This window comes from Burkholderia sp. WP42 (genome assembly GCF_000745665.1).
GTDB classification, from domain to species: domain Bacteria; phylum Pseudomonadota; class Gammaproteobacteria; order Burkholderiales; family Burkholderiaceae; genus Burkholderia; species Burkholderia vietnamiensis.
The window spans coordinates 79,244-91,501 of record NZ_KN050726.1 but is presented as its reverse complement, the minus strand read 5'-3'; the positions used below and the strand labels follow the sequence as shown (position 1 = coordinate 91,501).

The window sequence follows — 12,258 nt, the reverse complement described above, 5'->3', positions numbered from 1 at the left end:
TCGCCTCGCTGCCCGTCGTTGCCCGGCGGATAGTGTACGCAGATCGCGGAGGGTCCGTGCGGCGCCGGCGCACGCGACGGCGTTACAGCGCGCGCGCGATCGCCTGTTCGAGCAGCGACAGCCCGAGATCGATTTCGGCTTCGCTGACCGTCAACGGCGGCGCGATCCGGAACACGCCGCCCATCCCCGGCAGCTGCACGATGTTCATGCTGAGCCCGAGCTTCATGCATTCGCGCGTGATCTTCGCGCCGAGGCCGTCCGCCGGCTCCTTCGTGCGCCGATCCTTGACGATCTCGACGCCGAGCAGCAACCCGCGTCCGCGCACGTCGCCGATGCATTCGAAGCGCTCCATCAGGTCGAGCAGCCCGCGCCGCAGCCGCTCGCCCATCAGGTTCGCGCGTTGCACGAGGCCGTCGCGCTGCACCACGTCGAGCACGCGCAGGCCGACCGCGGCCGGCAGCGGGTCCGACACGTGGGTCGTGTAGAACAGGTAGCCGAGCGCGTGCGCCCGCTCCTCGATCTGTGCGGACGTGACGACGGCCGCGAGCGGCAGCCCGGCGCCGAGCGTCTTCGACAGCGTCAGGATGTCGGGCGTCACGCCGTCGCGCTGGCACGCGAACATCGTGCCGGTGCGGCCGACGCCCGTCTGCGCTTCGTCGAGGATCAGCAGCATCCCGCGCTCGTCGCACTTGCGCTTGAGCGCCGCCATGTAGCCGTCCGGCAGTTCGATGATGCCGCCCGAGCTGAGGATCGGCTCCGCGATGAACGCGGCGAGATTGCCGCTGGACTGGCGATCGATCAGATCGAACGCGTAGTCGAGCTCGGCAAGGTAGTCGTACGCGCCGTTGCGCTCGAAGCGCGGCCGGTACGCGAACGGCGCCGGAATCGCGAACGAGCCCACGGCCGCCGGGCCGACGCCCCTGCGGCCCGCGCTGTAGGTGGCGGACGCCGCCGCGCCGGTCATCCCGTGCCACGACTGCGCGAAGCCGACGATCTCGTACTTGCCGGTGACGAGCTTCGCCATCCGGATCGCCGCTTCGTTCGATTCCGCGCCGGTGCTCAGCAGCAGCGCGCGATCGAGGCCCGGCGGCGTGAGGTCGGCGAGGCGCGTCGCGAGCTCGACGACCGGCCGCGACAGCATCCCGCTGAACAGGTGATCGAGCTTGCCCGCATATTCGGCGATGACCGCGACGATGTCCGGATGGCAGTGCCCGAGCACCGCGCTCATCTGGCCCGACGTGAAGTCGAGGATCGCGCGGCCGTCCGCGTCGTAGACGAAGCTGCCCTGCGCACGCTCGACGATGAGCGGCTCGAACGTGCCGCCGTAGCGGATCAGGTGATGCGTCGCGTTGTGCCAGAACGTTGCGTCGTCGTTTGCGGACATCGTTTTCTCCAGGCGAGGGGCAGGGAACGCTTGCAGTCTAGGCGCCGCTCTGTTTTGATGGAAACGAATAGTTCTTATGCAAGGTAGAAAAGGAGCTAATACCTTGGCACGTTCGCTCGACATCGATCTGCTGCGCTCGTTCGTCGTGATCGCCGAAGTGCGCTCGCTCAGCCGCGCGGCGGCGCGGGTCGGCCGCACGCAGTCCGCGCTCAGCCAGCAGATGCGGCGGCTCGAGGAGAGCGTCGACCAGCCGCTGTTCCAGCGCACCGGACGCGGCGTGGTGCTCACGCATCCCGGCGAGCGGCTGCTGCTGCATGCGCAGCGCATCCTGCGGCAGCACGACGAGGCGCTGGCCGATCTGTGCGGCACGGGGCTGTCGGGCACGATCCGCTTCGGGTGCCCGGACGATTACGCGCAGGTGTGGCTGCCGTCGCTGCTGCGGCAGTTCTCGAGCCATCATCCGCACGCGATCGTCGAGGTCGTGTGCGGGCCGACGCCGCGGCTGCTCGAACAGCTCGACAAGCGCGCCGTCGATCTCGCGATGATCTCGGTGCCCTGCGAGGCGCCAACCGACGATTTCATCCGCCGCGAGCAGCTGGTGTGGATCGGCTATCCGGGGCTCGATACCGCGCAGTTCGAGCGGCTGCCGCTCGCGCTTTCCGATCCCGACACGCTCGACCACATCGCGGCGTGCGACGCGCTGGCGCGCGCCGGGCGCGATTACCGCGTCGCCTATGCGAGCAGCAGCCTCGCGGGGTTGATCGCGCTGGTGCGCTCCGGGCAGGCGATCGCGGTGATGACGCAAACGGCGGTGCCCGCCGACCTCGCGATCCTCGCCGCCGATCGCGGGCTGCCGCCGCTGCCGGCCGTGGGCGTCACGCTGCGCTTCGACCGGAAGCGGCCGTCGCATCTGACGGCGGTGTTCGCCGAGCACATACGCGCGGTGTTGCCGCTGTTGTGACTCGCGGCGGCCGAGGCGGCGCATGCCGTTACCGTGCGTCGCAGCGCAACTCCCGTCAGAACCGATGATGCGCATGCCCGCGGTGCGGCTTTCCGCATCGCGGGTCGTAAGTTCGGTCGCGTGCAGGCACGCTGCTGCCGCGCGACCGTCTTACGACGTCGCGCGCCTTCTGTCGCATTTACACGCGTCGATCGCGAAATAGACTTCGAATCGAGCGACCCGATGCGCGGGTCGACAGGGCCGCCCACCATCCCGCGTCGCTCACGCAACGGCCTTCGCACGTCATTCGACGGTAGCTGGCTACCGGGGACCGTCGACCATCGGGCCGCGTTCGGGGGAGCGCGCCTGTTTCGGTGGAAGCGCGGGTGACGACGTCAAGCGATGCGCCACCCAACTGTTTTCGCACGAACCCGTTCCGTCCCGCTGGCCGACCTCGGTCGCGCCGGCTCGCCGTCGACCGCCGACCTCATCGGGCCGGATGCCGCCGCATCGGATGCCGCTGCGGGCGGATGGGCAACGAGGGGTCAGCATGAACAGGTCACTTCGGATCGTCAGTGCCGCGCTCGCCGCGCTGGCATGCAGCGCCGGCCATGCGCCGGTTCCGGTCCACGCGGCGACGCTCACGTATACCGCGCCGTCGCACGCGTTCCACCCATCCCGCGCATCGCGCGTGCGACCGGCCGCATCGGCTACGCTGCCGCCCGTGATCGTCAAGCCGGCCGTCGACGGCAGCGACCAGGCCGACGCGCTGCAGACGGCGCTCAATGCATTGCAGGCCGGGCAAACGCTGATACTTTCGCCGGGACGCTATACGGTCAGCCGGTCGCTGTCGGTTGCGATGTCGGGTGTCGTCGTGTCGGGCTACGGCGCGACGCTCGCGGCGACGAATCCGGCCGACCAGACGATCGTGATGAGCGGCGCCGATTCGACGCTGGTCGGCGTCACGCTGATCGGCGCCGGCACGACGCGCCTCGCGACACCGGCGTCGACCAAGGTCGAAGTGACCGGCACCGGCGTTCAGGTGCTCGGCGTGACGGTGCAGGGCGGCGCGAGCGCGGGCATCTTCGTGTTCGGCGGCCGCAACGTCGCGATCGTCGGCAATACGGTGCGCGCGACGCTTGCCGACGGCATCCACATGACCGACGGCGCAGCCAACGTGCTGGTGCAGGGCAACACGGTGACGGGCACCGGCGACGACCTGATCGCCGTCGTCAGCTATCTGTCCGACGGCCGCGTGAGCAACAACGTGCTGATCGACCACAACACCGTATCGGGGAACTACTGGGGGCGCGGAATCGCCGTCGTCGGCGGCCAGGCGGTGACGATCTCGAACAATACGGTCGACGGCGTGCAGAAGGCGGCCGGCATTCTGGTCGCGCAGGAGGACAGTTGGCGCACCTACGGCGTCTCGAACGTCGTCGTCGACAACAACGTCGTGTCGAACGTCCAGAACGCGAACGTCGACAACGGACTGTTGCCGACGCAACAGGGCGCACTCGAGCTCGATACGTGGTCGGGCACGGTGTCGTATGTCGTCGTCACGCGCAATCGCGTGACCGGGTCCGGCTATACCGGGTTCCGCGCGCTGGGGAACGTGTGCGCGTTCGAGGCGGCAAACAATGCGTTCGCGTCGATCGCGCAAGCGCCGGTGTCGTTGCTGTCGCGCGGCTGCCCGGCAAGCCGGATCGTCGTGGCCGGCAACACGCTCGACGGCGTTGCGCTGGTCGCGCCGGTCGGCGCATCGCCGTCGGGAACGATTCAGGCGACCGGCGCGGCGACGGCGACGATGCCGCAGGTGCGTACCAATCTGATGCGGTAGCCGCGCGGCGCAACGCCGTCACGCGGCGCCGCACGGACCGCAGGTTTCGGCATACGCGTGCATTATCGTCGCGACGTGCGGCCGAATCGCGTCGGTGCCGAATGTTGGCCTCGGCGCGCGCCGACAAGCACATCGCGCGTCGGGCCATCCGGCGCGGGCGTGCCGGAAAATCCGGCCGCCGCATCGGGGCGTACATGGTGCGATCGGATCTCGCAGCGCTTGTCGCGCGTGCGCGAGCTGCCCATCCCGGCTTACAGCAGCCCGGCTTTGCGCGCGGCCGCTGCCGCCTGGGTACGGTTCAGCACATTGAGCGCCTTGAAGATCGCCGTGACGTGCGCCTTGACCGTCTTCTCGGACAGATTGAGGCGATCCGCGATCACCTTGTTGGGCACGCCTTCTGCAACGTATCGCAGCACCTCGATCTGGCGCTGCGTGAGCGGCCCGGCGCTGCGCGTCGCCGGCGCAGGACGCGGGCTGCCCGGTGCGGCCGACGACGAATCGTCGAGCATCAGCGGCGGCACGTAGCGCTCGCCGTCGAGCACCATCCTGATCGCCGACAGCACCGTATGCGGCCCCGCCGATTTCGGCACGTAGCCGAGCGCGCCGCGCGCGAAGGCGGCCCGCACGTCGGCCGCATCCTCGGACGTGGACAGCACGATGATCTGCAGTTGCGGGCACTTGCCGGCAAACGCGGAGATCGCATCGAGGCCGTTCATTCCCGGCAGCTTCAGGTCGAGCACGATCGCGTCGAAATCGGCGGATTGATCGAGCATCCGCATCGCATCGTCGGCGTTGCCGGCTTGCGCGACCGTTACGTCTTCGCCGTTTTGACGCAGCAATGCGGCTACGCCGTCGCGCAGAATCGGATGATCGTCGACGATGAGAATCTTCATGAGAATCCGCGATGCCGAAGGGAGGAAAAGCTGCCGGTTGAACGAGGCCCGAGGTTGCGTGCAAGGCCCGGATGGCTGGTCGTGGTCGCGTTCCGCCGTGCGATCTTACAGGCAATCGTGCGCGTGCAACGCGCCTGTTTCGGCGACGTCGATCGTTGCGGCGACATCGTATTTACATTGCCGCATGAATCGCCGCGACTGACTCGCGCCGGTAACCAATCCCCGGCGATCGTCGCTGCGTGGTGGCGTCCCGGTGCAGGCCAAATTCGATGCGCCGACAACCAAACAGAATCGCGGCAATGGCCGGATCGCCGGATGGGCGGACCGCCGGATCGCGCGGATTCGAACTGCAATTTGGCGTGGATGCCGAGGATTCGTAATTCGGGTGACGCAGTGTGGGAGGCGAACGTGTCGTACTTGTGGTTGTCGCTGCAACGACTGCTGGCGGATTGCGCGACCGCGACGTTCCGGCTCGGCATGACGGGCGACCCGGCCGATGCGAATGCATCGCTGTCGATGACGCTGAGGATCGAGAGGAGCGAACTCGCGTCGTTCGATCGATCTGCGTGCCGCGCCTGAGTGTGCCCGGCGTCACCGATGCGACGGCGCGCGGTTCGGCTCACTCCGGTTCGCCGCTCCGCGCGCGCACGCCGGCCGCGATCAGGTTGCCGATCGCCGCGCGCAGCTTGCCGTTCGGGATCGGCTTGTGCAGCAGCAGGCAATGGCTCGCATGGGCTTCGGCAAGGCGGTCGGCGGCCGTGTCGCCGCTGATCAGCAGCGCGGGGATGTCGTCGTTGTATTCGCTGCGCAGCCGCTCGATCACCGTCAGCCCGTTTTCGGCGCCGCGCAGGCGGAAGTCGCAGACGAGCAGGTCGGGGCGGCGCGCGCATGCCGACAAGCGTTCGATCGCAGCGTCGCCGCTGTCCGAGACGATCGTTTCATAGCCCCACAGTTCGAGCAGTCTGGCCATGCCGTCGCGGATCGCGAGCTCGTCGTCCACGACGACGACGAGCCCCGAGTGATGCGACACGTCGTCGGCGGGTTCGGCCGATGCGTCGGCTTGCGCAGCAGCGTGATCGCAGCGGCTCACCCACACTTCGAAGCACGATCCGCGGCCGGGCGCCGAGCGCACCTTCAGCTCGCATTCGAGCAGGTCGGCCAGCCGTCGCACGATCGCGAGCCCTAGTCCGAGGCCGTTTTCGCGGTCGCGTTCCGGGTTGCCGACCTGGTAATACTCCTGGAACACCAGCTCGAGCTGGTCGGCAGCGATCCCGCGTCCGGTGTCCCATACCTGGATCGCGACGCGTGCGCCGCGTCGTCGGCAGCCGACCACGATCCGGCCGGCATCCGTGTAGCGCACCGCGTTGGACACGAGGTTGCGCACGATGCGCTCGAGCAGCACCGGATCGGTATCGACGATCGCGCGGCACGGGACGCGCGTCAGCGTCAGGTTTTTCGCCGCCGCGTCGAGCATGTGATCGGTGCATGCGTGTTCGAGCACCGCGTCGACGTGCACCGGCCTGCGATGCACGTCCACCACGCCGGCATCGAGCCGCGACACGTCGAGCAGCGCGCCGAACAGCGAGTCGAGCGCATCGGTCGAACGCTCGATCTGCACGAGTATCTGCGCCCGCTCCGCGTCGGTCTTCGTGCCGCGCAACGCGCCGACCAGCAGGCTCAGCGCGTGGGACGGCTGACGAAGATCGTGGCTCGCGGCGGCGAGAAAGCGCGATTTGGCGAGATTGGCTTCTTCGGCGATCTGCTTCTGGCGCAGCAGGTCGTCCGCGAGCCGCTTCGCGGTCCGGTTGCGCGCGCGCAGATCGCGGGCGAGCTGTTCCGCACGAAAGCGCAGGCGAATGTTCTGCGCCGCGCTTCGGTTGGCGAGCAGGCCGAGATAGGCAATCACGCAGACGAACAGGAACATCATCGGCGCCGTCGCCTGCTGCACGCGATTGTCGGACAGCGCGGCGGCGACGACGTACGGGACGGTGGCCGGCAACAGGAACGCGAGGAACGCCGGAAGATACGTGCCGAAGACCGGCACGGCGCCGGCCACTACCCCGAGCGTGGCGGTGACCGCGAGGCTCTCGACCTCGAACCCGCGTCCCTTCGCCAGTTCGATCGACGACCACCCCCAGCCGATCCCGGCCGCCGTGCTGCAGGCGACGAATCCTGCCGCCCAGCGCGATCTGCGCGTGTCGCGGTTGGCCGAGCGGTGGTAGCGCCACGCGAGGCACGCGTGCGCCGTCGAGCACGCGACGATGTACGACAGCCACGCGGCGCCGGCCAGCGGATCGACGCGCCCGAGGCGCTCCAGCGAAACGACGAGTGTCGCGGCCAGCAGCGTTCCGCCGCACACGCTCAGGGTCACGATGCCGTAGACGAGCTTCAGTTGTTCGGCGGCGATCGGGCTTTCCGGATGCATCGTCATCCAACGGGCTCCCCGAGGTACGAACGCAATTGCAGCAGGCGGCGCACGTCGGTCCTGCTGGGCCGGCATGTCGACGCTGGGTTGGTCGATCGTCGGCAAGGATCGCGCCGATGGACGGTCAAGTATCGCCATGTCGGATCATGGCGTCCATCGGTCGATCGTCCGTTTTGTGGCGCCGAGCGGAACGGCGTGGGGAGGGGAGCATCGCTCGCCGGGGAGCCGACCGGGATCGGCGAACGATGTCGCGGCACGCGCACGCGCGCCGCCGTCGATTGCTGCGGCCGAGCGATCCGCGCGTTGTGCGCGCCCAATAAAAAAACCGCGAAGCGTTGCGCTGTCGCGGTTTCTTTTCTGTGCCCGAAACACGGTCGATGAAAACCGTATCTGGTGCCGACGGCGAGACTCGAACTCGCACAGCTTTCGCCACTACCCCCTCAAGATAGCGTGTCTACCAATTTCACCACGTCGGCACTTCGGTACTGCAAGGGGCGCAATTCTAGCGTCACATTGCGCGTTTGTGAAGGGGGTATGCCGCGATTGCGCTGGCGGCGTGCGCGATCCCGGTAAAATCCGTCGGTCCGCCCGGCCCAACATCGCATCCGTACCCGCTTCTTCCCGTGACGACCACCCTCGAACAACTTCAATCCGGCCAGTTGTCCGGCGCCCGAGAACTCAAGCTCGCGTGCGGGCTGACCGAATTCCCGCGCGAGATCTTCGACCTCGCGGACACGCTCGAAGTGCTCGATCTGTCCGGCAATGCGTTGTCCACGCTGCCGGATGACCTCGCGCGGCTGCACCGGCTGCGCATCCTGTTCGCGTCCGGCAACCGCTTCACCGAATTTCCCGCAGCGCTCGGCGCGTGCCCGCAGCTCGACATGATCGGCTTCAAGGCGAACCGGATCCGCACGGTGCCGCGCGGCGCGCTGCCGCGTGCGCTGCGCTGGCTGATCCTGACCGACAACGAGATCGACGCGCTGCCGGCCGACATCGGCGACTGTTCACGCCTGCAGAAGCTGATGCTCGCCGGCAACCGGCTGCGCGCGCTGCCGGCCGAATTGGCGGCGTGCCGTGCGCTCGAGCTGGTGCGTCTGTCCGCGAACCGGCTCGACGCGCTGCCGGACTGGCTGTTGCGCCTGCCGCGCCTTTCTTGGCTCGCGGCCGCCGGCAATCCGCTCGGCGCGGGCCCGGAGGCCGCCGCGTCTGCCGAGCCCGGCGTGGCCGAGATCGATTGGGCGTCGCTCGCATGCGAACACCGGCTCGGCGAAGGCGCGTCGGGCGTGATCTACCGCGCGCAGTGGCGTGCGGAGGGCCGCGCGACGCGCGCGGTCGCGGTGAAGCTGTTCAAGGGCGCGGTGACGAGCGACGGGCTGCCCGACTGCGAAATGGCCGCGTGCCTGCACGCGGGCCGCCATCCGAACATGATTCCGGTGATCGGCAAGCTGCGCGGTCATCCGGACGGCGCGCACGGCCTCGTGATGGAGCTGGTCGATCCGGCGCTGACGAATCTCGCCGGGCCGCCGAGCTTCGCATCGTGTACGCGCGACGTCTATGCGGCCGATGCGCGCTTCGCGCCGGCCGACGCAGCGCGGCTCGCACACGGCATCGCGTCGGTCGCCGCGCATCTGCATGCGCGCGGCATCATGCACGGCGACCTGTACGCGCACAACATCCTGCACGACGGGGCAGGCGGCGCGCTGCTCGGCGATTTCGGCGCGGCGTCGCTCTACGACGTGAACGAGCGCGTGCGCGCGGCGCGGTTCGAGCGGCTGGAAGTCCGCGCGTTCGGTTACTTGCTGCGCGAGTTGCTGGAGCGATGCGAGCCGCGTGCCTGGGCCGCCGCGCAAGCCCTCGGCGCGCTGGCCGCTGCGTGCGTGAACGACGAGGTCGACGCGCGGCCGTCGTTCGAGCAGATCGTCGCCGCGCTGGCTGCAACGATGGACTGACGGTGTCGTGCGCGCGGTGCCCGCGCGGGCGTTCGCGCTTAAGCTTGCCGCGCCGTCAGCAGCTTGATCCCGAGCGCGACGAACAGCAGCCCGCTCGCGCGCTTGGCCGCGCGCAGCCACGGGCTGACGCCGAAGCCGCGATGAAGCCGGCGCACGCCGAACGAATAGAGGCTGTGCACGACGATGACGGTGCATGCGATCGTCGCGTACATCGCGACGAACTGCATCGCGAGCGGCCGATCGTGCGAGATGAACTGCGGCATGAACGCGGACAGGAAGATCATCGTCTTCGGATTGCTGCCCGACACGAACAGCGCTTCACGGAACAGCTTGCTGCGATCCGGTTCGACGCTTGCCGCGCCGCTGTCCGGCGCGCGCCGGTGGCGATCGCCGCGCAGTTGCCGGATGCCGATGAAGATCAGGTACGCGGCGCCGACGACTTTCATCGCGACGAACAGCGGCGGCATCGCGGCCAGCACCGCGCCCACGCCGAGCGCGACCAGCCCGACCACCGCGCCCTGTGCGACGAGATTGCCGGCGATCGTGGCTGCCGTGCCGCGCGAGCCGTAGCGCACCGTATTGCGGATCACCAGCAGCACGTTGGGGCCCGGCGACAGCGTGGTCGCGAGATAGGCGGCGGCAAACAACATCCAGGTCTGAACGGACATGCGGCGCTCCGGAAGGCGGGGTCTGCGGTCGGGGTGAATCGCTGCATGATGCCACGGCTGCGCGCGGCTCACCCCGGCGCATCGCGTCAACGCGTGTCGCGCACGCAGGATGCGACGATCGACGCAGGCGAATCGATTGCGGCCGGCCGCGTGATCCACGCGACCCACGCCGCCCATAAACCGCAGACGATCAGCACGGCGAGATTCAGCGGCGTCCGGTAGCGGACGATCCGGTCGGCGAGCGTCGGGCGTTGGTGGCTCATGTTGGTCTCCTTCGGGCGGGGATAGGGCGTTACTGGCCGGTGTACGACGGCGCCTTCGCGTCGCAGGTCACGGACACCGTCGAGCCGTCGGCGAAGTGCAGCGCGAGCGGCACCTTCGCACCGGGCGCGACCGGCTTGCGCGCGTCCTCGAGCATCACGTGATAGCTCTTCGGCTTGAACGTGACCGTGCCGTGCGCGGGCACCTCGACCGCGTCGACGTGGACCATCTTCGCGGTGCTGCCGGCCGTCAGCGTTTCGTGGATCATCGCCATCCCGTATGCGGGCGTGTCGATGCCGGTGAGCGTGGCCGGCTTGTCGCCGTCGTTCTTCAGCGTGAAGTAGCCGGACGACGGGGCCGTCGCCGGCATCGTGCGGATCCAGCAGCCATCGGCCTGGACGGCCGACGCGGCGAAGGTGGCGGGCGCCTGCAGCGCGAGCAGGGCGAACAGCAGGCTGGCGGGAATCGAGCGTTTCATCGAGTGCATTCCTTGTCGGGTATCGGAAGTTGCCGTGCGGGCATCGTCGGCGTCACTTCACCGTGAACGTGTAGCGGCCCTGCGTGCGATGGCCGTCGCTTGCCACCGCGACCCACGCGACCGTGTACGTGCCGGCCGCGAGGCTTGCGAGGGCGACGTGCATGCGCTTGCGGTTGCCGGCGTCGACCGTCGATTTCCCGTCGGCGACCGACTGGCCGTGGCTGTCGGTGACCACGATCGAGCTGAATGCGGGTTCGAGCGTTTCGCTGAAGTCGATCGCGACCTCGTGCGGCGCGCTCGCCAGCGTGGCATCGGCGGCGGGGTCGAGGGTTTTCGGGTGTGCGTGCGCATGAGCAGCCTGCGCGATGACGAAGCCGGCGACGACGAGTGCGCCGCGAACGAACGAAGTGATTTTCATGTTGGTTGATCCGATCGGAGATGACGAGGAGAACGATGCGTTCGACGCGTCGCCGCGCGCGTTCGCACGCGCGCATGCCGCAAGCGGGCGTGCGCGCACGGCGCGATGCCGCGGGCAGGCAATACGGTCGAACAGGAACGTTTTGGCGCCGCGCGCGACGAGGCGCGCGCAGGCGGACGGCGCGATGCGCCAACGCATCACGCGCGGTGACGGTGCTTCAGGCGGCGGACGGTGGCGCGCGCGGTTGCGCGACGGTGAGCGGCAGCGCGCGCGGCAGGCTCTCGAAGCGGGTCGCTTCGCGGTGCCGCAGCGGCGCAAGATTGGCCGCGAACGTCAGTTCGGGCGCGGGCAGGGCCGGCGTATGCGCGAGCAGGCTGCAATAGCCGCATGCCTGCAGATGGGCCTGCAGGCTCTTCGACGACGCAGCGTCGCCGTGGTCGGCATCGCTCGGCCCGGCCGTGCAGTAACCGGCGAGCAGCGCGTCGACGCGGTGTTGCGTCGTCAGCGCCTGTGAGATCGTCGGCGCGAGCGTCGTCATCAGGATGGCGAGCATCCCGATCAGACTGACGATCTTGCGGAGACGACGACTCAGCATGCGATGCGCGGCGGCATATGGAGGAAGGCGATGCTGCGGATTATGCCACGCAGCCGCCGCGGCGGCGGGCGCGGCACACGGCCGCGCGCCGCGCTCATTCGATCATTTGGGCGTCGGGCACGTCGAGCACGAGGTCCGACGTCGCGACGGCCACGCACGGCAGCGTATAGCCTTCGGCCTTCTCGTCGCGGCTCAGCCCCGGCCACTCGATCGTGTAGCGCACGCTGCCGCTGACGATCCGGCACAGGCAAGTGCGGCACGTGCCGTTGCGGCACGAGCGCGGCAGGCTGACGTGCGCGAACGCGGCGGCTTCGAGCAGCGTCAGCGAGTCGGGCGCGTCGAACGTCGCGCCGAGCGGTTCGACGCGCACGAGTGGGGGACGTTCCGGATCGGTCATGGTGAAGGCG

General features: G+C 68.9%; 13 protein-coding genes and 1 tRNA gene. 4 read left to right on the top strand and 10 right to left on the bottom strand.

What is annotated here, in order from left to right:
• Positions 1-82 precede the first annotated feature (82 nt).
• Entirely contained in the window at positions 83-1,384 is a 1,302-nt protein-coding gene (locus tag EX20_RS28365; RefSeq protein WP_034195474.1) for an aspartate aminotransferase family protein, read from the bottom strand.
• A 76-nt stretch (positions 1,385-1,460) separates the two neighbouring features.
• On the opposite strand from EX20_RS28365, the gene EX20_RS28360 reads away from it, so the two are divergent.
• Positions 1,461-2,345: a LysR family transcriptional regulator gene (locus EX20_RS28360; RefSeq protein WP_175464260.1), complete on the top strand. Its 885-nt coding sequence runs from the start codon at positions 1,461-1,463 to the stop codon at positions 2,343-2,345.
• 529 nt (positions 2,346-2,874) lie between these two features.
• Complete coding sequence (locus EX20_RS28355; protein WP_014723934.1) at positions 2,875-4,164, top strand: right-handed parallel beta-helix repeat-containing protein; 1,290 nt, start codon at positions 2,875-2,877, stop codon at positions 4,162-4,164.
• A gap of 251 nt (positions 4,165-4,415) precedes the next feature.
• Here the strand turns inward: EX20_RS28355 and EX20_RS28350 are convergent, their stop codons facing one another.
• Positions 4,416-5,057, bottom strand: a complete 642-nt coding sequence (locus tag EX20_RS28350) for a response regulator (RefSeq protein WP_011880715.1) — start codon at positions 5,055-5,057, stop codon at positions 4,416-4,418.
• Between EX20_RS28350 and EX20_RS32345 the strand changes: the two genes are divergently transcribed.
• Positions 5,031-5,636 (top strand): flagellar transcriptional regulator FlhD, encoded by a 606-nt coding sequence (locus EX20_RS32345; RefSeq protein ID WP_131929100.1) that lies wholly within the window; start codon positions 5,031-5,033, stop codon positions 5,634-5,636. The genes EX20_RS28350 and EX20_RS32345 overlap by 27 nt on opposite strands.
• Before the next feature lie 40 nt (positions 5,637-5,676).
• Here EX20_RS32345 and EX20_RS28340 read toward each other — a convergent pair whose 3' ends face one another.
• A complete protein-coding gene (locus EX20_RS28340) occupies positions 5,677-7,488 on the bottom strand; it encodes an ATP-binding response regulator (RefSeq protein WP_034195471.1) in 1,812 nt (603 codons plus the stop codon).
• Between the two features lie 385 nt (positions 7,489-7,873).
• Positions 7,874-7,958, bottom strand: a tRNA-Leu gene (locus EX20_RS28335).
• A 147-nt stretch (positions 7,959-8,105) separates the two neighbouring features.
• Between EX20_RS28335 and EX20_RS28330 the strand changes: the two genes are divergently transcribed.
• Entirely contained in the window at positions 8,106-9,431 is a 1,326-nt protein-coding gene (locus tag EX20_RS28330; protein ID WP_034195470.1) for a leucine-rich repeat-containing protein kinase family protein, read from the top strand.
• A gap of 38 nt (positions 9,432-9,469) precedes the next feature.
• Here the strand turns inward: EX20_RS28330 and EX20_RS28325 are convergent, their stop codons facing one another.
• The 6 genes from EX20_RS28325 to EX20_RS28305 form a co-directional block, all read right to left on the bottom strand.
• Entirely contained in the window at positions 9,470-10,099 is a 630-nt protein-coding gene (locus tag EX20_RS28325; RefSeq protein WP_034195469.1) for a LysE family translocator, read from the bottom strand.
• A gap of 86 nt (positions 10,100-10,185) precedes the next feature.
• The gene (locus EX20_RS32680; RefSeq protein WP_011880711.1) at positions 10,186-10,362 is read right to left on the bottom strand and encodes a hypothetical protein; all 177 of its coding nucleotides are present in this window, start codon (positions 10,360-10,362) and stop codon (positions 10,186-10,188) included.
• Positions 10,363-10,391: 29 nt separating this feature from the next.
• Positions 10,392-10,838, bottom strand: a complete 447-nt coding sequence (locus tag EX20_RS28320) for a copper chaperone PCu(A)C (RefSeq protein ID WP_034195539.1) — start codon at positions 10,836-10,838, stop codon at positions 10,392-10,394.
• A gap of 52 nt (positions 10,839-10,890) precedes the next feature.
• On the bottom strand, positions 10,891-11,256 hold the full coding sequence (gene copC, locus EX20_RS28315; RefSeq protein ID WP_011880709.1) for a copper homeostasis periplasmic binding protein CopC: 366 nt from the start codon (positions 11,254-11,256) through the stop codon (positions 10,891-10,893).
• A gap of 217 nt (positions 11,257-11,473) precedes the next feature.
• Positions 11,474-11,851 carry a DUF2946 domain-containing protein gene (locus EX20_RS28310; protein ID WP_034195468.1) on the bottom strand — a complete coding sequence of 126 codons (378 nt, stop codon included), beginning with the start codon at positions 11,849-11,851 and terminating at the stop codon, positions 11,474-11,476.
• A gap of 94 nt (positions 11,852-11,945) precedes the next feature.
• On the bottom strand, positions 11,946-12,248 hold the full coding sequence (locus tag EX20_RS28305; RefSeq protein ID WP_034195467.1) for a 2Fe-2S iron-sulfur cluster-binding protein: 303 nt from the start codon (positions 12,246-12,248) through the stop codon (positions 11,946-11,948).
• Positions 12,249-12,258 lie beyond the last annotated feature (10 nt).

Bases quoted from the DNA above. Each gene is read 5' to 3' on its own strand.
- EX20_RS28365 (WP_034195474.1), bottom strand. From the start codon at position 1,384: ATGTCCGCAAACGACGACGCAACGTTCTGGCACAACGCGACGCATCAC.
- EX20_RS28360 (WP_175464260.1), top strand. From the start codon at position 1,461: ATGCAAGGTAGAAAAGGAGCTAATACCTTGGCACGTTCGCTCGACATC.
- EX20_RS28355 (WP_014723934.1), top strand. From the start codon at position 2,875: ATGAACAGGTCACTTCGGATCGTCAGTGCCGCGCTCGCCGCGCTGGCA.
- EX20_RS32345 (WP_131929100.1), top strand. From the start codon at position 5,031: ATGATCGTCGACGATGAGAATCTTCATGAGAATCCGCGATGCCGAAGG.
- EX20_RS28350 (WP_011880715.1), bottom strand. From the start codon at position 5,057: ATGAAGATTCTCATCGTCGACGATCATCCGATTCTGCGCGACGGCGTA.
- EX20_RS28340 (WP_034195471.1), bottom strand. From the start codon at position 7,488: ATGACGATGCATCCGGAAAGCCCGATCGCCGCCGAACAACTGAAGCTC.
- EX20_RS28325 (WP_034195469.1), bottom strand. From the start codon at position 10,099: ATGTCCGTTCAGACCTGGATGTTGTTTGCCGCCGCCTATCTCGCGACC.
- EX20_RS32680 (WP_011880711.1), bottom strand. From the start codon at position 10,362: ATGAGCCACCAACGCCCGACGCTCGCCGACCGGATCGTCCGCTACCGG.
- EX20_RS28320 (WP_034195539.1), bottom strand. From the start codon at position 10,838: ATGAAACGCTCGATTCCCGCCAGCCTGCTGTTCGCCCTGCTCGCGCTG.
- copC (WP_011880709.1), bottom strand. From the start codon at position 11,256: ATGAAAATCACTTCGTTCGTTCGCGGCGCACTCGTCGTCGCCGGCTTC.
- EX20_RS28310 (WP_034195468.1), bottom strand. From the start codon at position 11,851: ATGCTGAGTCGTCGTCTCCGCAAGATCGTCAGTCTGATCGGGATGCTC.
- EX20_RS28305 (WP_034195467.1), bottom strand. From the start codon at position 12,248: ATGACCGATCCGGAACGTCCCCCACTCGTGCGCGTCGAACCGCTCGGC.